This window comes from Dehalobacter sp. DCM (genome assembly GCF_024972775.1).
Taxonomy (GTDB): Bacteria; Bacillota; Desulfitobacteriia; order Desulfitobacteriales; family Syntrophobotulaceae; genus Dehalobacter.
In genome coordinates, this window is the sequence record NZ_CP092282.1 from 1,605,001 (window position 1) to 1,626,417 (window position 21,417).

Below are 21,417 nucleotides of genomic sequence, written 5' to 3' on the forward strand. Positions count from 1 at the left end.
GTAAAAATAGAACAAGAAGAACCCGTCATAGCAGCGGGTTCTTTCTTTAAATAACTGGCAACCGAGGGAGCAACCGAGGGGACAGGGAGCAACCGAGGGGAGCAACCGAGGGGACAGAAGCAACCGAGGGGACAGGTACCGCGGTTGAAATAGTTGAAAAAGTATGCAAACTTTTTTAACCTAAAATCAGAGTAGTTGTATTAGTAATCCACAGTATCCCAACAACGTAAGCGCTTAATAGTAACAGAGTGCCTTATATAAAAAAACTCTAAAGGAGGAGTAGTGATGGATATCAGGGAAGTCGCACAGCAATACCGATTGAATCAATGGATCCAGCGAATCCGTGAATGCCGCAGAAGCGGGCAGAAAATTGCTGACTGGTGATCACTGATGCGGTATACAATCCGAAATAGCCAATCCTGAAAAGCCCAATCAATAAAGCTGCGATTGTCGAAGCTGAAATTGAACAATAGATACCCATAATTATGATAGGGATGCAGCGAAAATCGACAATTACGCTCGGTGTGACCCTTAAGCTGTAAACCATAAGCAGGCATCCAAGTATCCCGGTTAGTATACTGATAATCAGCATGGTCTTAGTATTGAATTCTAATATTCTATCTCTGACGATCAAGTTTCCTAAGGTCACGGAAGCGATAATGAGCACGGAGATTGACGGAAAGACCACTCAGAATGCTAAGCACGAATAAACCTCCATAAAGTAAATTCAGTTAGCATCGAGATACGTTTCATTTTATGTATCAATTCTCGATGAAAGATCAAACATAGATTTTCTTAGATCCAGGATATAACTGGTCATTTTTTTTATAGTTTCCGTCTTGTCAGGAGTTCGATTACTATTATCTCCCGTCATATGTTTTAAAAAGTCCCAAAATGCCGCTGTCATATTATTTTCATTCATGGCAAGGATGATAGATGGGGTAGACGTTTTGGCAACGATGGTACCAACGTCCTCCTTGGAGTAAACAGTATACCTGTCTTCTGTTATCTCTGAAGTCAGATAAATATGAAAATTACTGTAGGTTTTCAATAGATCTACGAGACGTTCAAGATGAAGCACGTATTCTTGCGGAGTATAGTATGCTGAACCACCGCTCAGCATATCCGAAGAGGCAACCTTCACTTTCGATGCCAATACCGTAGTTACATCAGGAAGACAGATAATTTCTGAAAATATATTAGTTTTCAAAAGTGCCTCAAACAGAATAACTCTGCTCTTCTGGTAATTAATCAGATTCTCGCCGTTTTTTCCTAATCGGGAGATAATACTGGATGTTACTGCCTCAGGCATAGTCAACAACGAGAGTGATTCCGTCTTAATAAGGGAATCGCTTTTTTCCTTTTCAAATTCAAGAAGGGTATGAAAATATGTAGCCTCATCTTTTGATGTAAAAATCATCATCAGCGGTTTACATAGAATAAGATATTGTTTGTATTCTTCTTCATAGGCTTTAATCGCTTTTTTATCTTTAAAAAAGAGATTAGCAGCCTGATTAAGCATATGACCGACTGAGCGTGATATGACAGCGGAGACATTTGGGGCAATGAATAAGGTTTGTTTAAAGATCCCATCCCTCTTTTTGGGATAAAAGTAAGGTTCGATTGCGCCTGTCATATAAAGAGGCATCCATTGGTTGATGGCATTCAGCATCTCATCCAAGTTCCGGCTGACGGTATGAATAATCTTTATCCGGTTACCTTTCATGAGAATCTGGAACATTAATGAGGCCCATTTCATCGCAAATTCCCGGTCAGCTGTCATCCAATCAGTAGGCTCATCACTGAACAAAAGCAGGGTATTCGGAGTGCCTTGAGTAAGTACATCTGTGAGAAAATGAATAACGGCCTGTTTTTTGCCCTCTACACCGTAAAAAATGGATACAGCCGGAACATTCTTCTTAGGAATTTTCTCAGAAACATAAAAAAGCGGTACCGACTGCCTGGAAGTGTAATTAGAAAACCCTGATAGAAAATTTCCTACTGTAGATACTTCATTTTTTACCTCTCCAGACAACCATCGAGAGATCAATGCAGAAAGCTCGCTTGCCTCAGAATTAAACGGGTTGGCATCAAGTGCGTCACATATAGCTTTTCGCTGGTAATCCTCTTTGCAATGGCTGGCAAAATAGGTGGCCATTGCATTGATAGAGGTGATATCTTTCAAAGCGCCTCTTTGTCCTTTACGCAGTCTGCTGATATGCGAAGCGTCAATTCTTGTATAAATTGATAGAGCGCTGTTGGTAGTCTTAGTAATATTCATTAAAAAATCTAGCTTTTCGTTGAATTGCATATTACGCACCTCATGCATATTACTTTGTGTAAATTATAGCAATTGTATTTATAGAAAATCAATTATCTTGACAAGAATCCTGTCAAGATAATTGACATTGTCAATAATACACAGATGATTTTATGCACAATTCAGAAATGATAAACTGGTTTATAGTGAGGTGAATAACGTGCAAATGTGAATTTGAGGGAGGAAAAAGGAATGCGTAAAAAATTCTTATCCTGCGTATTGGCCTTATCATTGATATTGTCAATGATTGTGGCAATACAGATACCGGTATCGGCTACTCAGCAGCCGGCTGCGGTATTTACAGACGGAGATCTGGATCAGGTTTACTTTGCCGGAGATACACTTTCCTTTAATCTGACGGGTATCCCGGTCGGTGTTTCGCCAGCTGGAATTCCTGCTGGAACAACGCTAAGAGTTTGTTTAGGTGTGGCAGACCTTTCAGGTTTTTCTGATTTTACCGTTTTCTCTGATACACTGTCAAACGGCATGGGGGATGGTACCGGGTTTTATGTGGAACGGACACTTCAGGCAGACGGAACTCTTGATTCACCGGTCACAGGCACATTGGGAAATAGCCTGACGGTGGGAATCGTCGCTGTTAAGCTTTATGTTTATAACGGTTCATCCTGGCAAAATGTTTTACAGGGGCAAACGCCTGATTATATCGTGTTGACTGAAGGTACAAAAAATGCCATGGTTGGAATGGATGGTGTCATGATAATGCCGGACGGCGTGACGAGTGACCCAGTTATTGGCAGCAGTGCACAGGATACCGAGGATCTCAGAGATATGGATATATCCTTCAGTAAGACCATAGCCGATGGAATAACCGGAACCATAGCTTTTACCGGTTTAAATCTAATGGTTAACAGTTCAGATATTGCGGGACTGGACGATGGATTGATCATGGAGCAGGTGGCCATTCCGACCGATGGTGCAACAGAGCAGTATACGATGGGGGTTGATGTAACGCCTTCAGCACTTGCCTTTCTTGAGAGCTTAGGTGCGGTCGTATCAATCTCATCATTATCATTTGACGGACTGACAACAGATGACTTCTCTGCTGTAGCGGCAGATGTTGCCGGCGGTACGGTCAGCAACCTGGCTTTCAATGATGATACTAACACCGTATCATTTACTGTTAACCATTTTAGTAATTATACTTTATCGATGACCGATTCTAGTGAAGAAACGGACATTTTCTATGATGATTTCGAAAGTTATGCTGAAAATACTTTCCCTTTATCTTTTACACAGCAATATAACGGCACAGGAGATGCTAATCAAACGGTCATCACTGCCCAGGTATTTGATGGTTCAACAGGAAAAGTTTTTCAACTAGAAGGCGCACCTTCGTGGTCTTCAGAACAATTCGTAACTTTGCCTGTTTCTCTGCCGGACAATCTTATCTTAGACGCTTATATTAAACCAGTGACAAGTTCCCGCAATGCTGAGCTTGCTCTTCGTAACCTAGGTGTAGGGCCATGGGGAACAAGAATATCTAGTATCTGGTTTGAAGGTGACGGCACAATTGTTGCGGTACAAAACGGCAATGATGCAGACCGACTATACATTGAGAATTATACAGTCGGAAACTGGTATCGCGTCACTTTAGACAATGACATGGTTTCTAAAACTTATGATGTATATATCAATGGGGTTGTAAAGGCGTCTGATATACCGATGAACCCTTCGGTGGCACCGACAACATTGAGTCTGATTGCTCATAATGTTTCAACCAGCAGGGCTTATTTTGACAACGTTGGACTATATGCTCAACTGCCTGATTTTAATAATTATGTTTGTGAGATAACCGATACAACAACAAAGTACACGACCCTGACTGATGCGCTGGCCGAAGTGACGGATGGGCAAACCATAAAGTTGCTTGCCGATATCGATTATACTGATGGTTTAGTCTTAGAAAACAAGCATCTTATCTTTAATTTGAACGGCTATACCCTTAATGTTTCAAGCACTGACGATTGGGGTCAAGGCATTGAAGTGCATGATGGAAGCATACTCGAAATCGACGATTCTCTTGGCGGAGAACTCAACGCCATTGGCAGCAATAATCCGGAAAAATATGGTTCCGGTCTCCGCTTGGACGGAAACAGCACAGCTACGGTAACAAATGTTATATCTTATGGTTACGCTAACGGTGCCGATTGCACTGAAGGGACACTCACTATCAAAGGAGATGTCCATAGCGGAAATAACGGAGTATTTGCCCAGGCAGGTGGCCAGGTTATTGTTAAAGGTACAATTTACTCCGGTGGACAGGGAGCGATATCGTCGCTTGAGGATACCAGTATAATAATCGATGGCGATGTCATTTCTTCAGGAAGCGGTATTACCTGCGGTGCCGGAACATTGCTGGTAAAAGGTGATATCCAGTGCACCTATAATGGCGTCAGTGTTGCCTTTGGGGGCAGTGCCGAAGTCTATGGCGACGTCACGGTAGGAGGTGCATTTGGTAATTATGCTGTTAATGTTACTGCCGGAACGGCAACGATCAATGGCACTCTCACTGCGCCCAAGTATATCAGCCTTGCCGACACCGATTTTCTGGAAGGCAGTCATACAGGAGTTGGCAGCGGCTATTACGTTTATACCAAAGACAGCAGCACGGCAAAAGTAAAAATCAAGAACTGCCTGATTCCAGGTTGCTTTACTTCAGTAGATGACGGCGGATTCAATGAATATACCGAAATTGACGGTGAGATTTATTATCATGTCAGTACGGCTAAACAATTGGCTCATGTTAACGACCACTTGAGTTATAACTTCATCCAAACAGCGGATATAGATCTGACAGGCATTGACTGGACACCTATCGGGCTTACTTATGATACTCCTTTCACAGGGGTTTATAATGGAAATGGACATTCTATTACCAACCTAAATGTCAACCAGTTTGCATTTACGACGAATAAGTCAGGAGGACTGTTCGGCGCACTTGTCGGCGATGCAGCTATTAAGAACCTCGATGTATCAGGCAACGTCATCTATCAAGTTAACTGGTATGCAACAAGTTCGATGACAGGCGGCATTGCTGCTTCAATGTTCAGTTCAGGCGGCAGCAGGCCTGTAATAGATAATTGTTCCTTTACCGGCAACGTTACGGCTATTGCACAAGTTACGATTCTGAATAATGGGATTTCATCGTTTGCAGGTGGTATTGTCGGTTATGCGCGTGATGGAGTCATCAAAAATTCCAGCTATAAAGGCGGTAATATCCTAGCCACGACAATTCCAAGTTCGGGTAGCACAACAAGGGCTTGTGCAGGAGGCATAGCTGGGAATTTAAGCGAAAATGCCTCCATTATTAACTGCTATAGCACTGAAGGCAGTGATATCTCTGCAACAGGCAGCAGCAACAACCGTGCAGGCGGTATTGCGGGACAAACACAATACAGTTCCAACATATCTGTTTGTTATAATGCTGGAAGCGTTGATGCAACACCGGCAGCGGGCGGGACTGCTGAAATCGGCGGTATCTCAGGTCAAACCGAAGGCGCAAGCACGATTTCGGATTCCTATTGGCTTGATACCTGCGGTGCAGGGGCTCAAGCAGGCAGCGACAATTCTACAGCGACGACCGGAAAAATGATTGATGCCGCAATGAAAGCAACAGGTTTCCGAGATACATTAAATAGTGCTTTAAATGCAGTCTCTGATCAAACGCTTTATACATGGCTGCAAGCTTCCGGCAATTATCCGGAATTGTCTGCTGTATTTTGGAAACAACCGACTTCACCCAATATCTTTCCTGAGTCAAGGGTTAATGTAGTTACCCAGAGGCTAAGCGGTTCGGACCGTTTTGCTACCTCAGTATCCATTGCCGAAAGCCTCTATAGCGGCCCTATTAATCATTGTATTCTGGCCACCGGATTCAATTTCCCCGACGCCTTATCAGGAAGCTCCCTGGCCAACCTGCTGGATGCGCCGATTCTACTGGGAGGCAATTCAGCGCAGGACAGTCAGGAAGTACTCAACTATATTAGGACACATCTGACCGAAAACGGTACGCTCTATATTTTGGGCGGACAGGGCGCAGTATCCGAAAAACTTCTCGCTGCCCTGAGGGAGATGGGGGTAAAGAATATCCAAAGGATCTCCGGCCAGGATCGATATCTGACCAATCTGGAAATACTCAAGAAACTCAATGTTGCGAAGGGGACTCCTGTATTTATTACTACCGGAGAAAATTTCCCGGATGCTTTGAGCATCAGCTCCATTGCAGCCTCGCTCGGCTATCCTGTTCTGCTCAGCGGCAAGGATTCTCTTAATCAGGCCTCCCTTGATTATTTAAAAAACCTTGCGCCGGGTAAAATCTATTTCATAGGCGGCAGCGGCGCAGTCTCCGAAGCCTTGGCTCAGAAGCTTCAGCAGCTAACGGGCTTGTCTTCTGGCTCAGCGATTCGGATCCAAGGTCAGAACCGTTATCTGACAGCGCTGAATATTGCCAAATACTTTAACCTTGATACAAAAAAGGTATTGCTGGCAACCGGAACGGACTTCCCGGATGCGCTTTCCGGCACGACCTTGGCTGCTCATTATAACTCTCCGGTACTTCTCGTAGGAGGAGAAATGCAGCTGATTGAGGAATATTTGGACTCTCAAGCGTATACGGATGCAATCATCTGTGGTGGTACGGGCGCGATTCCACAATCTATTATTGAGGATTTATTTAAGTAAAAAAATAAGTAAATAGCCATAAAACACTGTAATTGCTGGTCACATCTTCGAGATACTTCGATGATGCCCTGCCAATGATATTCGTGGAATCCCAAAATTCAAGCTGTCTGCAAATAGAGCAAAGATTTCAGTTTACACTGTTCTTTGCTCTATTTCTATACACCTGCTTATTTGACGGTTACGTTAAAATGTTACAAATTGTTTTTAGAGTAGAGTAGAGTAGATTTTATCTCCCCAGATAGGAAAAGTGCATATAATCATTTGACGAGTGCCAGGCGTTTCCGCCCCAGGTAAAGCCGTATTTATTGAAAGCGTTTACAACGTCGCCGTTTAATGGAATTGAGTATGGACTTATTCCCGGTTTCCAGAAAGATCCAGCCTTGATAACGCCGGTGTTGGTAATCATATAATTCTCATTCGGGTTGATATCAACGGCCAGTCCCCAGCGGTGCTCCGAGGTCGGTTCCGGGCGCCAGGCATATCCCTGAACGCTATAAATTGGAAATTTTTCCGGGCCTTCATAGATTTCTTTGAATACTGACTGAATCCGGTCGGCAATAGCCTTATTGACGGTCAATGTGCGTTTTCCTGAGTACTTTTCACCGCTTGCTTTCAATAGCCAGACATCGACAGAAATCGTCGTCATATGCTGAACGGACTCAGTGGCACTTGGATAGACCGGATTGCTTAGAGAACCAAAGACCAGGATGTATTTTTCTTCTGTATATCCCAGATCAAGCAGCGGATCGGAAGATTCCTCGGGATAAAAGTCTGAGGTGTTGTCCCATTCACGGGAATGTTTCATGCTGCGACGATTATTCGAATAACGATATCCATTTTCAGAGATTAGTTTATCAATGGTGGAATTGCTTATTGCGGACTCGCCGCCCAGAATGCAGAGCGTTTTCCCCGAGGTGTTGGAATCAAAATACGAGCGGGTCGAAGCGGATAGGGTTGAACTGACAAGAACAATCGGCGAGTTCGTCTTTGCGGCATAGGCTGATCCGGACAAAGCGTCTGCGTAGTCCTCACCGGTCGCGATCATGACGTTAGGTCCAGGTACGTCACAGCCGAAGCGGTTGATGACGGCAATGTTTCGATCATATTTATTTACCCCGGTGATCCGTTCCGGATTTGGGAACATTTGAGCGACATTATCGCTGATAATATCGGTATCACCGATCACATACGTATTGGTAATCGGATGAGATTGGATATATGCTTCTGCTTCCGGTGAGATACGGTCTTTTGAGACTAAAATTATCGGTACGTTTTTGCAGGCGGCGATGGAAGATACCGAAAGGGCATCCGTAAAGCCATCGCCTGATGTGATAAAAATTTCTGACGTATTAACGGATTGACTGGCTACGACAACGGAGGTCGCATACCTGTCAGGGCCAGCCCAACGGGTTACAGTTATTCCCATCTTCTGTAATTCCAACTGAAGCGTATTCGATAAGACAGCAGTCCCGCCGATAAGAATCACACATTTCACTTGAAGATCAGTTAAGGTTTGTTTGGTCGCTGACGGCAGGGATTTTTTTGTTGCGAGCAAGATCGGTGCATTGAACTGTTTAGCTGTTACAGCAGAAACCAAAGCATCCGGGTAATTATCGCCACTGACAATAATTGCATAATCCGATTGTGTCCAGCCGGTATGGGCGATCGCGGCAGCGGTTGCATAGCGATCTTGCCCGGAGACACGGATGGTGGTCTCTTCCGTGTTGCCCAAAGCAGGTATCTGTGATGAAAGGACTAGGATCAGGGAAGCTGTTATACAAAGAAAGATTCTTAAGCCGCGCGGCATCAACATTTCACTTCCATTTCTTAAAAGAATAAAACAAAAAAACAAGCGATCAATGAATCATAGATGCTTGTTTAATGCTCTCTATGGTTCGGCAGTCTGGCAATCCTGGCATAAATGCTTTAGACCCATGACTTTGCGGCCCAGCCTTTCAGCTGGTGTGCTCTTGTCGTCATAAATATATATTCATTTCGAAACATTTATTGTTGAAATAATTCTATTGAATTTTCCGACGATTGTCAATCCATTTGCGGCATCGTTCGCCTGCATATGTCAATGACAAATGCTCGCGGATACAAGTTTACATGAAGGAATTAAATGTTTTTTAGAGAAAAATATTCGAATTTGATGGTTGTGGCTCAAAATGACGTAGGGTTTATTGATGATTAGTTACGAATGGAGGAGAGAATGTGTCCAACGAAACCGATGTTACGGTAATACTACCGCCACCGGCAATACCACTAAGGATTCTTAGTGATCCTGCACCTGAACCTGTACCCCGGCCTCAGGGATATAATGGTTCTGATCTGACACAAAAAAAGAAGAAAGAACGGCGTATGGAGCTCCAGGGACTGGAGGTGGGAGATCCCCGATCGACAATAAATCTGCTGAAACTTGGACTGCATAATGTTGCCCAATCTCTGCCGCCGATATTACGGAAATACGGGTGGATGATACCGATTATTCTTGTAATATGGACGGGATTAGGAACGTTCAGCGCGTATAAGATGATGGCTGCGGCACCTGCATTGGCGCCGCTGTGGATGTTCCTGGATAAGATCATACTGGTTTTGGTCTTTCTGACGGCTTCTTACAATAATTTTATCGGGAAAGCCATCTATGCCACTGTCGTTCTTCGCGTCATCGTCCCTTTAGTCCGGCGCGTACGGCGAGAGGGCTTCCGTAAAGTAAAAACAAATTTTACATCGCTGATACCTGATTTGCAAAAAAATTGGGCGGAAGTCGGGGCACGCAGTCTCGGCATTCTGATCCTATTCGCCGGTCTTGCTGCGATGATCTCTAATTTTCTGACACGGAACAATGCGATTGATAAAATCGCGGTTTCACTGGCTATTGCATTTGCCATAATGAAAGCGCTTGGTGATGGACCGCGTAGTATTCCGTTTATGACCGGACGCGTCGTTATGAATGATCTGTTTGTCTTGCTGCGTAAACCAAGCCCAGTACGCAATCATCATATTTATGTAGCGCTCAGCGGACTGACGCTTGGCTTTCTGAGCAGTATTCTGCTTGCCGTTCTGAGAAAGCCGTTGGGAGAGAATATAGGGTATATCCTGGGGGCGATTGCCGTGGTCGCCGGCTTAGTACTGATAGTGGTCATGAAATCCAAACAAGCCGATGCGTAAATTTAAAGATCGGACATACGGCTTTGAAACACAATTTGACGCGGATACCGGCTTATATATTCGCAGCAATGTTTTGAACGAGAACGGTGAAGATACCGGGGAAGAACCCTTTATGGCGGAAATGCCTCATCTGCTGGACATTGGCATCATGGGCCATTGTGATCATGGCGGCAGCGGTCTGTGCGTGCAGTCGGGCGTTCAGTGCTATCAGGATGGATGGCATAAACACGAGCCGAACATGTCTTTATTGGATTACAAAGCGATAATCCGGCAGTGTGAAGGCCATGTATGTCAGATTGCTCTCGGAGGCAGAGGAGATCCGGACATGCATGACGATTTTGAAGCAATCCTGGTCAGTACACGCGAGGCTGGGGTCGTTCCGAATATGACAACATCCGGGCTCGGGCTCACTTCGGTCAAGGCACGCCTGATCGCTGAATATTGCGGAGCCGCCGCAGTCAGTTGGTATCGTTCAGAATATACGCTAAAGGCTATCGCTGCCTTACTGGATGAAGGTGTTCACACCAATATTCATTATGTACTGAGCAATCAGTCACTGGATGAAGCGATTGCGCTCATTGAACAAAAAAGAATCCCCAAGGGGATCGGAAGAATCATCTTCCTGCTGCACAAACCGGTGGGACTGGGGCGGCAAGACAATGTATTGGATATCCTGAATCCAAAGGTGCGTTACTTTTTCGGCTTGTTCAATGACGCAGAAAACTGCCGAATCGCCGGATTCGACAGCTGTTGTGTACCGGGACTTCTGAATATGGCTTGGAAAGTCCATCCGGCCAGCATCGAGCCATGTGAAGGCGGACGGTTCAGCGCTTATGTTACGCCGGATATGCAGATGCTGCCCTGCAGCTTTGACCAGCAGCAGCGCTGGAAGGTTGACTTGCGTCGCCATACATTGCTGGAAGCCTGGAATAGCAAGGAATTTGATGAATTTCGAAAGATAATGAGAAATAGTTGTCCGGACTGCAGTCTGAAGGGCTATTGCCTTGGCGGATGTCCGGTTGTACCTGAAATCGTCCTATGCGGGATGATACGAGGAGGGAAAAAGATTGAAAATACGAACTGAGTTTGTTACCAATTCAAGCAGTACCAGTTTTGGCGCGTCGCTTGGCGATGCTGTCGCTGCCGTTTTGGTGGGACTTGCTGTATTTCAATGTGATTGCAGCAGGGTTGAGGAAAGCGACAAAGTGGATGAAGAGGACGGTGGCGGCGGAGGAGGCGGAGACGCCGAATTAGAGGGTGCCATGGCTGCAGCGGCTCAGGCGGCGCAGGCAGCCGCCGAGAAAATGGCCGCAGATGCTGCGGCAAAGGATGCGCTGATTGGTGGGGTACTGGATGCGGAGAGCGCCAAACTGGAGGCAGCCGGCAGCAAAATTGACCAGGAAATCGACGCGTATACAAAGCAATGGGCTGATGCGCAGACGACAGCGGATAAGAGCGACCCGAGCTTTGATAAGATGAATCAGCAATATCAAGACTATATCGATTATTTAAAAAGTCAAAAAGACCAAATCGAAGCACAAAAATACCAGCTGGCTGTGACAAAGGCGGAAGAAGCAGCAGCTAAAGCGGCAAAGAGCGATTGGGTCAAACAACAGCAGGAGGATCTGGTCCAGGTCAAAGAGCAAAAAGCTTACCTGGAAGCTGTCGCTAAAGGGTATGGGCAGCATAAAAGCTACGATACCAGTGCGGTGCAAAGCCAGATTGAAGCCTTAAAGCAACGGGAAAATGAGCTTCAGGGAACGCTGAAAGCAAACAATGCCGAGATCAATTACACCCCGAAGGATCGTACTCCGATTGGCCCGGATCCGGAAATAATCCGGATCCAACAGGAACACAAACAAAAAATGGAACAGCTGCAAAACGAGATTAATGTTGCCAAAGAAGAGCGCAATAACGCGCGCAGAGATGAATTGATCAAAGAACAGCAATGGCAGCAAAAGGTCGCAGAAAATGAAATGGCCAAAGCAAGTTTCTGGAATGTCTTGACGAAAGCAGGCGAACTGACGCAAACGGCCGCCGACACCGGTGTCGATATCCTTTCCAATGTGACGGGACCGGTTGGAAAGACGATCAAAACTGCTTATACCGGACTTAAAGGTGTAGCCGGGGGACTCGGCGAAGGGTTGGCCAAAGGGAATATTCTCAACGAAGTGGGTAAGGGTGCTTTGGGAGGACTCAGTGATATCGCCAAAGATAAACTCGGGGGATTTGTCGGGGACCGTTGGGGCGAAGCTGCAGGTAAGGCGGCCCAGAATATCTATAATGTCGGCGCTGAGGCAGGTAAAGAAATGTATGGAACCTTTGTCGACGGACCTGAGAAAGGGAAAGAAGGCGAGTTTCTGACAAATATCGTGACTTCCGGTTTTAAAGGCGCAATGAAAGGCGCTTTGGACTCATCCTTAAATGTCCTCGGAGACGGAATCCTGCCAGAAGGCGGAAAAATACCTGAAGGACTGGATTGGTCGGATGTCAATGTCGGTTCGTTTATTAACTCCATCCGGAATTCAAACCCTTTGACCCAAAGCTTCGGGCAGACAGCGATCAATAACGGCCTGCAAAGCTGGGCGACGGACCAGGGCAAAAATTTCATCAAAGGCGATCCGGTCATCTTTGATAACTGGAAACAGGGATATACCGGTCAGGGAATCGAAGCCGTCAGCGTGGCAGACGGCAAAGCGTATACACCGTTTGTTGAGAGCGGCCTGTCCGGCGTTTATAAGGCAGGAAAAGCCATTCAAAATACTACCGATAGCATAAACAACTTTGTGAATCAGTATAACCCGGTTACTTATGTGTATTAATAGGAGGTACTGTATGAGTTTACGATTTCACTTGAAGCCGGAGGCTGTAACCTGGCTGGGATCCGCATTTGATGAAAAATCAATCATCTCGCCGCTTTATTCCGTCCAGGCACCGGGTTTTGCCGAACAGGATAAGCAAGGGCTTATGGATCAAGGAATCATCGATACAGCAGGAGCACTGACGCCGACGGCATACGAGTTTTTTAATGGATTAGCCGGGGCTCAAAGCTTTGCAGGATTCCGAGTTGCCGGCCCTTTCGGGAAAATTGATAAGGTCGCTTACTTTAACGGGGATAGAGTATATTGGGTCGACAATGCCGGAGAAACACTGATAGTATCCGATATTAAGGATACGGAGACGATCCTCACGATTCTTAACGAAATAACCGGAATCAGCCATCTGGTAAACGCTTCTCTGGATATTGAGCTTGACCCGGCTGCCGCACAGGTGTTTACAGCATTGACAGATTTGACACGTCAGGCTGCACTCGTTGCCTGCGCCGGAAAAGGCATGATACCGGAAGGTTTTAGCCTGGATGAGATCCTTAGTGCCTTAAACTATGAAGAGACACGCTGGTTCGGTTCGTATTTGCGCCGATTAAGACCGGACGGCGTATCGGTGAATCCCGAAATAGCGGCAATCGCTCTGCAGGCATTGATTGACGCAGGATATATTAGCAAAAATGAAACCGGATACAGTCTGGTTCGGGAAGCATACGCCATGGCTGTGAATATGCTTATTATCGAAAACGTTTTTCACCTTCGCATCGGTAAAGTTGATAACAATGAAATTCAAAGCGGCGAAGCCCTTTTCTTGCAGGCGGGACTTCACGATGCGCTGATGATAGACTCCGATGGCAAAAAAATAGGGTTTACTTCGGTATCGACGAATGCGATGATTGAATATCTGATCAGCATGATGACGACACCACCTAAAATATAATTCTGGACATTCAAGCAATTCGTTACTACTTCATGCTACAAAGAAATTTATTTCCATTTCCATTTACATGGGACCTCATGAAAAAAGAATCAAGGGACGGAGGGGACAAAGGTCTACGTCCCTCTGTCTCCCCGTTCCGGTCATTTGTATTTTTATTGATTTTCTTATCATTATCGCTATAATCATTAAGATTTATTCCAGGCGGGATGGGATTCTCAAGCGGCGTATATTACTCTATGGTCTCGGCATTATCGTTTTTGCGGCCAATGATTTGAATTATTATTATGCTTACTATTACAATACTCACTGGGTTACTTGAACAAGTTTCTGTTTAACCGCATCAAGATAGATAAATCATTGATTGATCAGCTTACCGTTCTCAATGGTACGGGTATTCAAGTGGTACATGCCATTATAACCATGGCTAAAGCGATGGGGATAGAAACGATAGCCGAAGGTGTCGAAACCAAGGAACAGATCGATATTCTAAAAGGATTGGAATGCAGCCAAGCCCAGGGGTATTACCTTGGAAGGCCGGTGCCAGCCGCTGATTTCGAGGAATTGTTTATAAAAGCAAGAAAAAAGGGCGTATCTCGAAAGCGCAAATAAGATGTTCAACCGAAAATGACCGCGGCTTATTAAATTAAAGGATTTAGAGCACGGTTTGTGGAAATATATCCTGTTTACGATGTATAATCGTATAGAATATATTTGCTGGAGGTTTAGCATTGGCAACAAAAAAAACCCGTCGGGGTGCACGCAGCAAGAGACAGACGGTTAGTCAGACGATCCGGAATGAAATCATCGGGATTCTTATCGTCGGTATTGCCTGTCTTGGCTTTGTATTGCTTTATTCAAACGGAAATGGCACTGTGGTAGCTGCCTTGGTCAAGGGTTTACGCCTTTTAGCAGGAGAAGGCAGTATAGGAATATTTATTATTCTTGGCGCGGTTGGTATCGGATTAATGAGTACCCGCAAAAGTAGTTTCAAATCCAGGATAGCGGGGATCATTCTTCTTTGGCTGGTCGCGGAAGGATTTATCCATTTAGGGCTATCCGATAACGATCTACCATCGACACTGATGGCGATGGCTCGATATGGCCAGGGCGGCGGAATAATCGGCGCTGCAATCAGCATGGCGCTGGTTAAAACAATCGGACCTGGCGGAGGTTTCGTTATTCTCGCTGTTCTGGCTGTGATCGGTGCGATTCTCGCGCTTAACCGGTCATTGGTGGCGACGGTCAAGGATGTGCTGGAAGCGATGGCAAACGGCGCGGGCTTGATTCGAAATCATCTGACCGATTTTGTGAAAGTACTCGCAGACGGACGAAGGGAACGGCAGGAAGAAGAGACGTATAGCCGACAAAAAGCGCTGGCGGAGAAGAAAAAAAGTGAACCGAACAAAATGCCGGTAAAAAATGTCAGAGAAGATTTTGATACCCGGCATAGCGGTCCTATTATCGAAATATTTGGCGAAGAGAAAGATAAAACGACAGTCCCTAACCCGCCAATTATTCAAACAGAACGGAATACGCCGGCATTTCAGAGCGATTCGGAGCTGCCGGCAGGGAAATTGACCAGTACACCGATTCAACGGAAGACGGAGAAGTATGGTAATTATAAGCTGCCGCCGCTGACGCTGGTCCACAAATCCATGAAAAAAGGACAGCGGACCAATAAGGACATCGCCGATAATGTGAAGTTACTGGAAGAAACATTGGCGAGTTTTGGTGTGCGTGTCAAAGTCACGCGAGTCACTCAAGGACCGGCGATTACCCGTTTTGAACTACAGCCGGCACCCGGGGTTAAGGTTAGCAAGATAACCAGTCTCTCGGATGATATCGCTTTAAGCCTGGCGGCATCCGACATCCGTATGGAAGCCCCTATTCCGGGCAAATCGGCAGTTGGTATCGAGGTTCCCAATAAAGAGGTAGCCATTGTGCATTTCCGTGAGGTCCTGGAGACTGATGATTTTCAGGATTCGCAAAGCAAGCTCAGCCTGGCTTTGGGGAAAGATATTACCGGCACACCGATTATCGGTGATCTGACGAAGATGCCCCATCTTTTGATTGCCGGCGCTACCGGCTCCGGTAAATCGGTATGTATCAACACCATTATTGGCAGTATTGTTTATAAAGCCAGGCCGGATGAAGTGAAGCTCTTGTTGATTGATCCTAAGGTTGTTGAACTCGCGATCTATAACGGGATCCCGCACCTTATTTCACCGGTTGTCACCGAGCCTCAAAAAGCTGCCGGTGCATTAAAGTGGATCGTAACAGAAATGGAAACACGGTATGAACTGTTCGCTGTCGCCGGCGTCAGGGATATTGTACGCTATAATTTTCTTGTGAGTGAGAAGAAGGATCCGGAGCAAAAGCCGATGCCCTATGTGGTCGTTATTATCGACGAGCTGGCGGACCTGATGATGGTCGCCCCCGGTGAAGTCGAAGATTCGATTTGCCGTCTGGCACAGATGGCCAGGGCTGCCGGTATTCATTTGATCGTCGCAACACAGCGCCCATCGGTTGATGTCATCACCGGTTTGATTAAAGCGAATATTCCTTCCCGAATCGCCTTTGCGGTATCATCCCAGATCGATTCCAGAACGATCCTGGATATGGGCGGTGCAGAAAAGCTTCTCGGACGCGGGGATATGCTCTACCATCCCATGGGTATCAGTAAACCGGTCAGAGTTCAGGGCTGCTTCCTTTCGGACAAAGAAGTACGCAATATAGTAGACTACTTGTTGGAACAGGCGAAGCCGGAATACTTCGAGATACCGGAAATGGCGCTGGCCAGTACTGGTGCTGAAGAACCGGAAGACGAGCTTTTCTATAAAGCGGCGGCTGTGTTTATGGAAACCAATACAGCTTCCGTATCGCTTCTTCAGCGAAAACTGAAGATCGGTTACTCGCGTGCGGCGCGGATTGTCGATATGCTGGAGGAAAAAGGTGTCGTAGGACCCTCCGAGGGATCAAAACCCCGTGAAGTGTTGCTCTCCAAAGGACAGTTTGAACAGAAATTTGGCATAAACCTAAATAATTAGTAAAATAAGCATGGCTAATTACTTATAGATCCATATATTAGTTTATTTTATATAAATTTAAACTATTGCTGGTTTCTTGAAGGATAAGCGTAAAAAATGTAGAATATCAGAATTTGGAGAAAGTGTATGCTTCAAGACATTTTAGTCGAAGAATTATCCAAGCTAGCGGATGCTGTATATATTGATGTCAGATCGGAACATGAATACAGCGACGGGACAATACCCGGGGCAGTGAATGTCCCGATTTTTAACAATGAAGAGAGGGCTCAGATCGGGACCATTTATTCGCAGGAGTCACCCAAAAAGGCAATGGAGCTTGGCTTGGAAATAGCAAGCAGAAAACTGCCTGTCTTATATAAACAAGTGGAAGAAATCGCCGGAAAGAAACCTATCCTTATGTTCTGCTGGCGGGGCGGGATGAGAAGCAAATCCGTGGCTGCCGTGCTCGATGTGATGGGACTTCATGTTTATCGTCTGACCGGCGGGTATAAAGCATATCGGCAAAAGGTCGTCTCCTTTTTTGAAAACGAATGTGATCAACACATCGTGGTCATCAAAGGAAATACCGGCGCCGGAAAAACAGAACTGTTGGCGGGTCTTAAAGAGCATGGTTATCCGGTGATTGACTTGGAAGGATTGTCTAATAATCGCGGATCTGTCTTCGGACATATTGGTCTGGGCACTCAGCCGAGTCAGAAACAGTTTGAATCGATGCTCTATGATGAGATCGAACGCTACAAAGATTATTCTTATCTGATAATGGAATGCGAGAGCAGGCGGATCGGCAGAGTATCCGTTCCAGGCACTGTCTTTCAGGCGATGCAGGAGGGAACGAATATCCTCTTGTATGATACACTGGAAAACAGAGCAAAGAGATTGTGCCGCGTTTATACAGAAAATGTTGAAATGATGGATGAACTTCAAGCTGCGTTGGAAAGACTAAAAAAAACAATAGGAAAAGTGAAGCTTTCTCAGTTGAATGAATTATTAAGCAAAAAGGCTTATACGGAATTTGCGCAATATCTGATCGCAGATTATTATGATCACCTGTACGGTTATCCTAATGAAAAATCAGAGGCATTTAGCCTCAGTGTTTCCCACGAGGCGCCCCAAGTTGCTTTGCGAGAAGTTGAGCAATTCTTAGATGAGAATTTCGCGGTATAACTTTGACTATCCAGTAAAAGAATCAATGACATCACATAATAAAACAACGGATGGCATTATTTAAGGGACTAAAAGTTTTAAACTTGTTATTATTAAATGAAGCAAATCTTCGATGAAAATGTTAAGGGTGGTGAGGCCATGGCTGGTGAAGGGGCCATTCTGCAGATGGCCAGAGAAGAAAAAGGTTGGAGTTATGAAGAGGTTGAGGATGCCATCAAGATTCGCGTCAGATATCTCAGCGCCTTGGAAAATGAAGAATACAACGTCTTACCGGGAGCAACCTATACCCGGGGATTTTTAAGGACGTATGCTAAACACCTGGGACTTAATCCCCAGGAGATCATCGATAAATACAATACGTCGTTTGGTAAAGAAGCGCAACCTGCCATGACAACCCCATTAGCGCCGATTCCGCAAAAACAAGTATGGTTCAGGCCATTGGTGATTGCAGTGATGGCGGTTGTTGCCATTATCATCGTGGTTGTCGTTATTATGCTGACACGAGGTGACAATCCGGAAATCGGATATAAACCACCGACCCTGCCCACGCCTCCTCAAACAGCACAAGAGGATAATAATCCCGACGACACCGAGAATGATAACGCCTCTAATCCGGCGCAGAACTCCGGACAGCCGGCTGGGCAGCCGGGAGAACAGCCGGTGGTCTATGAAGGGATTGTTGCCGAGCTTAACTTTAACTCAGATTGCTGGCTTGTGGTCAAAGTGGACGGGAAGACAGAGATCAACGGGATGGTTGCTTCCGGCACAACCAAGACCCTGGAAGCCGACCAGAAAATCGAATTTGTTAGAGTCGGAAATGCAGGGGGATTGACACTTACCGTTAATGGAAAAACACTCCCGCCGCTGGGCAAGACAGGTGCTGTCGTTGATAACTATGTTATCGATTTGAACAATCTGAATACATTGACAGGAACGCCTGAGACGCCCCAGACCACTGAGCAGACAGAGACTGATCCGGATTTAGAGCAGTAGGATACGTAAGGTATAATTAAAGGACTGACACCGCAAAAACATGTTACGGTATGTTTCTGCGGTTTCTTTATTCGTATAGCTTCTTTCACTATTTGCTAAATACAACAAATACCGATAGAATGAATATGCTTATTTTATTAATAGTCTGGAGGATTTTGCGTGCGCAGCTCCACGTCATTTTTACCCATTAATAAAGAAGAGATGGAAGAACGGGGATGGGAACAGGTCGATTTTGTTCTGGTCTCGGGTGATGCCTATGTCGATCATCCCAGCTTCGGGCATGCAATTATATCCAGGGTGCTTGAAAATGCCGGTTATAAGGTGGGGATCCTTCCGCAGCCTGATTGGAAACAAGCGGACGAATTTAAACGTTTCGGACGGCCGCGGCTTGGTTTTTTAGTCACTGCCGGGAATACGGATTCAATGGTCAACCATTATTCGGTGAATAAGAAACTCAGAGATAAAGATCACTATTCGCCCGGGGGGAAGATGGGCCGTCGCCCCGACAGGGCAACGATTGTCTACTGTAATAAGATACGCGAAGCATACCGGGATATTCCAATCATTATCGGGGGCGTGGAAGCCAGTCTGCGCCGTTTTTCCCATTATGACTATTGGAATGATGCGGTCAGAAAATCAATTCTTATCGACAGCAGTGCCGACGTTCTGGTGTATGGCATGGCTGAGAAGCAAATCGTTGAAATCGCCGAGTATTTGAATAACGGGATGGAAGTGCGATATATCAGGCATATCCCCGGAACGTGTTATACGGTAGACAGTCTGGAGGAAATCAGCGATTATATTCAGATACCCTCCTTTAAAGGTGTCTCGGAAGATAAGATAAAATATGCGGAAGCCTTTAAGATCCAATATCAGGAACAGGATCCGATCCGCGGAAAAACACTGGTTCAGCAGCATGGAACCAAATATCTGGTGCAAAATGTACCAGAAATGCCGCTTACACGGACAGAACTGGATGCGGTCTACGCACTCCCCTATGTGCGCGAAGCGCATCCGCTATATTACAAAGAAGGCGGGATTCCTGCTCTTGAAGAGGTTAAATTCAGTATTGTCAGTTCAAGGGGATGTTTTGGCAGCTGTTCTTTTTGCGCACTGACTTTTCATCAGGGACGAATCGTTCAAAGCCGCAGTGAAGAAGCGATTTTGGAGGAAGCGGTCACGATCACGAATCTCCGGGATTTTAAAGGGTATATTCATGACGTCGGTGGTCCGACTGCGAATTTCCGTCATCCGGCTTGTGACCGGCAACTGAAAAATGGTGCCTGCAAAGACAAGGGATGTCTGCATCCGGCACCATGTAACCGTCTGCGCGTCGATCATCAGGAATACCTTAACCTTCTGCGCAAACTGCGTAGACTCCCTAAGATCAAGAAAGTATTTGTCCGATCCGGATTGCGCTATGACTACATTATGGCCGATAAAAGCGAGACGTTCTTAAAAGAACTCATCGAGCATCATATCAGCGGCCAGTTGAAGGTTGCACCGGAGCATATCTCGTCGAAAGTATTGCATACCATGGGAAAACCTGCGGGAAAGACGTTTGAGCAATTCCGTCAGAAATATTTTAAAATCAACGAACGCCTTGGCAAAAAACAATTCATCGTCCCCTATTTTATGTCCAGTCATCCCGGCAGCACGCTGGAAGCGGCGGTGGAATTGGCCGAGTATTTAAAGGATATCCATTATCAGCCGGAACAGGTCCAAGACTTCTACCCAACTCCGGGAACATTATCGACAGCCATGTTTTATACAGGCCTTGATCCGCTGACCATGAAGCCGGTGTATGTACCAAAAAGTAAAAAGGATAAAGCCATGCAGCGGGCTTTGCTGCAGTTCCGGGATCCGAAGAAGTACGCCATAGTCTATGCTGCCTTGGAGGAGGCGGGAAGGACGGATCTGATCGGCTATGGGCCAAAATGTTTGATCAGGCCGAAACGTTCATATTCAGTTAAACAGGGCGAGTCAAGCAAAGCCGAGATGGCAGAAAAGACCAGTGCAAACAAACCTGGCGGGTCGGCAAAGGCGGCAAAACATAACGGAACAAAGATGAGTTCAAAAAAGGCCATCCCCCTGTATAAAAATGATAAACCAAATAAAACAGATAAATCAAATCAATCGAATAAACAAGATAAACGAGGTAAATCAAGTCAACCCAATAAGCCCAATCAATTAAATAAGCCGAATAAGCGAAAAATAAGTAATAAGGACGGCGCCAAAAACTAGAGCAAAGGGTTT

The 21,417-nt window shown here is 45.7% G+C and carries 13 protein-coding genes and 1 riboswitch; of the genes, 10 read left to right on the forward strand and 3 right to left on the reverse strand.

Going from position 1 to position 21,417, the window contains the following annotated elements:
- Positions 1-292: 292 nt before the first annotated feature.
- Positions 293-688: a LytS/YhcK type 5TM receptor domain-containing protein gene (locus LPY66_RS07570; protein ID WP_337987470.1), complete on the reverse strand. Its 396-nt coding sequence runs from the start codon at positions 686-688 to the stop codon at positions 293-295.
- 66 nt (positions 689-754) lie between these two features.
- Positions 755-2,311 (reverse strand): transcriptional regulator, encoded by a 1,557-nt coding sequence (locus LPY66_RS07575; protein ID WP_337987471.1) that lies wholly within the window; start codon positions 2,309-2,311, stop codon positions 755-757.
- Between the two features lie 201 nt (positions 2,312-2,512).
- Between LPY66_RS07575 and LPY66_RS07580 the strand changes: the two genes are divergently transcribed.
- Positions 2,513-7,021: a cell wall-binding repeat-containing protein gene (locus LPY66_RS07580; RefSeq protein WP_337987472.1), complete on the forward strand. Its 4,509-nt coding sequence runs from the start codon at positions 2,513-2,515 to the stop codon at positions 7,019-7,021.
- A gap of 226 nt (positions 7,022-7,247) precedes the next feature.
- Here the strand turns inward: LPY66_RS07580 and LPY66_RS07585 are convergent, their stop codons facing one another.
- Positions 7,248-8,834: a cell wall-binding repeat-containing protein gene (locus LPY66_RS07585; protein ID WP_337987473.1), complete on the reverse strand. Its 1,587-nt coding sequence runs from the start codon at positions 8,832-8,834 to the stop codon at positions 7,248-7,250.
- 81 nt (positions 8,835-8,915) lie between these two features.
- A riboswitch (cyclic di-GMP riboswitch) is annotated at positions 8,916-9,000 on the reverse strand.
- A 235-nt stretch (positions 9,001-9,235) separates the two neighbouring features.
- Here LPY66_RS07585 and LPY66_RS07590 point away from each other — a divergent pair.
- The 9 genes from LPY66_RS07590 to LPY66_RS07630 all read left to right on the forward strand — a co-directional run bounded on the left by LPY66_RS07590 (position 9,236) and on the right by LPY66_RS07630 (position 21,405).
- Complete coding sequence (locus tag LPY66_RS07590) at positions 9,236-10,192, forward strand: hypothetical protein (protein WP_337987474.1); 957 nt, start codon at positions 9,236-9,238, stop codon at positions 10,190-10,192.
- Positions 10,185-11,276, forward strand: a complete 1,092-nt coding sequence (locus LPY66_RS07595) for a radical SAM protein (RefSeq protein ID WP_337987475.1) — start codon at positions 10,185-10,187, stop codon at positions 11,274-11,276. The genes LPY66_RS07590 and LPY66_RS07595 overlap by 8 nt, the downstream gene beginning before the upstream one ends.
- Positions 11,260-13,014 (forward strand): hypothetical protein, encoded by a 1,755-nt coding sequence (locus LPY66_RS07600; RefSeq protein WP_337987476.1) that lies wholly within the window; start codon positions 11,260-11,262, stop codon positions 13,012-13,014. Before LPY66_RS07595 ends, LPY66_RS07600 begins: the two co-directional genes overlap by 17 nt.
- A 13-nt stretch (positions 13,015-13,027) precedes the next feature.
- Positions 13,028-13,957, forward strand: coding sequence for a hypothetical protein (locus LPY66_RS07605; RefSeq protein WP_337987477.1), 930 nt, complete (start codon positions 13,028-13,030; stop codon positions 13,955-13,957).
- 315 nt (positions 13,958-14,272) lie between these two features.
- Positions 14,273-14,566 carry an EAL domain-containing protein gene (locus LPY66_RS07610; RefSeq protein ID WP_337987478.1) on the forward strand — a complete coding sequence of 98 codons (294 nt, stop codon included), beginning with the start codon at positions 14,273-14,275 and terminating at the stop codon, positions 14,564-14,566.
- Between the two features lie 119 nt (positions 14,567-14,685).
- Complete coding sequence (locus tag LPY66_RS07615; RefSeq protein ID WP_337987479.1) at positions 14,686-17,004, forward strand: DNA translocase FtsK; 2,319 nt, start codon at positions 14,686-14,688, stop codon at positions 17,002-17,004.
- A gap of 126 nt (positions 17,005-17,130) precedes the next feature.
- Positions 17,131-18,168, forward strand: a complete 1,038-nt coding sequence (gene mnmH / locus LPY66_RS07620; protein WP_337987480.1) for a tRNA 2-selenouridine(34) synthase MnmH — start codon at positions 17,131-17,133, stop codon at positions 18,166-18,168.
- Between the two features lie 96 nt (positions 18,169-18,264).
- Complete coding sequence (locus LPY66_RS07625; protein WP_337987481.1) at positions 18,265-19,161, forward strand: helix-turn-helix domain-containing protein; 897 nt, start codon at positions 18,265-18,267, stop codon at positions 19,159-19,161.
- Positions 19,162-19,362: 201 nt separating this feature from the next.
- Positions 19,363-21,405, forward strand: coding sequence for a YgiQ family radical SAM protein (locus LPY66_RS07630; protein ID WP_443112480.1), 2,043 nt, complete (start codon positions 19,363-19,365; stop codon positions 21,403-21,405).
- Positions 21,406-21,417: the final 12 nt, after the last annotated feature.